Annotated in this window: 1 protein-coding gene and 1 pseudogene; both read right to left on the bottom strand. The window is 66.6% G+C overall.

All coding sequences use genetic code 11. From position 1 onward, the window contains the following. Positions 1–908, bottom strand: a 908-nt coding sequence (locus tag ACH5A8_RS34560; protein WP_399007955.1) for an alpha-amylase family glycosyl hydrolase, incomplete at its 3' end; no start/stop codon positions are given. Next, a pseudogene (locus ACH5A8_RS34565) lies at positions 905–1,573 on the bottom strand (alpha-1,4-glucan--maltose-1-phosphate maltosyltransferase); the annotation flags it as partial. The pseudogene ACH5A8_RS34565 and the gene ACH5A8_RS34560, both read right to left, overlap by 4 nt.

A 1,573-nucleotide genomic window follows, 5' to 3' on the forward strand; every position in this document is an offset into this window, starting at 1 on the left:
CGCGATTCACGCCGCACCGCCATGAAGATGCGCGGCATCACCGGGAAATGGAACGCCATGTGGCATTCGTCGCCGCCGGCGGTGTAGTCGCCGAAGTAGTCGACGACGTCCTCCGGCCACTGGTTCGCCTCCGCCAGCAGCACCGTGTCCGGGTACTGCGTGTCGATCTCCTTGCGCACCCGCTTGAGGAAGGCGTGGGTGGCCGGCAGGTTCTCGCAGTTGGTGCCCTCCTGCTGGTACAGGTACGGCACGGCGTCCAGGCGGAACCCGTCGATGCCCAGGTCCAGCCAGAACTTCAGCGCCGAGATCATCTCCTCCTGCACGGCCGGGTTCTCGTAGTTCAGGTCCGGCTGGTGCGAGAAGAAACGGTGCCAGTAGTACTGCTTGCGTACCGGGTCGTACGTCCAGTTCGACGCCTCGGTGTCGACGAAGATGACGCGGGCGTCCTGGTACTGCTTGTCGTCGTCGGACCACACGTAGTAGTCGCCGTAGGGGCCGGTGGGGTCCTTGCGGGACTCCTGGAACCACGGGTGCTGGTCGCTGGTGTGGTTCATGACGAAGTCGATGATGACGCGCATGCCGCGCTGGTGGGCGGCGTCGACGAACTCGACGAAGTCGGCGAGGTCGCCGAACTCGGGGAGTACGGCGGTGTAGTCCGAGACGTCGTAGCCGCCGTCCCTGAGGGGGGACTTGAAGAACGGCGGCAGCCACAGGCAGTCCACGCCCAGCCACTGCAGATAGTCCAGCTTGGCGGTCAGGCCCTTCAGGTCGCCGATGCCGTCGCCGTTGCTGTCCTGGAAGGAGCGCACCAGGACCTCGTAGAAGACGGCACGTTTGAACCACTCCGGGTCCCGGTCCTTGGCGGGTGTGTCCTCGAAGGTGTCCGGAACGGGCTCATTGACGATCATATGGTGGGTGACCCTCCGATCTGCGGGTTGGACGGTCGCAGAACCGTGCCGTGCTCGTCCGGGGACCGGCCCCCGGGTGCCCGGCCGACGACGAGCACATGCGCTCCGCCCGGTCCGAGACGCACATAGTTGGCCCTGCCCCAGTGATAGGTCTCGCCGGTCAGCTCGTCGCGCACCGGCACCGACTCGTGCCATTCCAGGCCGAGTTGCGGCATGTCCAACGAGACCGTGGCCTCCTGGGTGTGGTGCGGGTCGAGGTTGGCCACCACCAGAACCGTGTTCGATCCGCTCCGCTTCGAGTACGCGATCACCTCGTCCTTGTCGGCGTGGTGGAAGCGGAGGTTCCGCAGCCGGTGCAGTGCGGGATTGCGGCGGCGGATGTCGTTGAGGCGGGTGATGAGGGGGGCGATGGTGCGGCCCTCGCGGGTGGCGGCGGCCCAGTCGCGGGGTTTGAGCTGGTACTTCTCGGAGTCGAGGTATTCCTCGCTGCCCTCTCTGAGGGGGGTGTTCTCGCAGAGTTCGTAGCCGCTGTAGATGCCCCAGGAGGGGGCGAGGGTGGCGGCGAGGACGGCGCGGACCTCGAAGGCGGGCCGGCCGCCGTGCTGGAGGTAGGCGTGCAGGATGTCGGGGGTGTTGGTGAAGAAGTTGGGCCGCATGTAGGAGGC

Source organism: Streptomyces sp. NPDC018610 (genome assembly GCF_044391765.1).
In the GTDB taxonomy this organism is placed as follows: Bacteria; Actinomycetota; Actinomycetes; order Streptomycetales; family Streptomycetaceae; genus Streptomyces.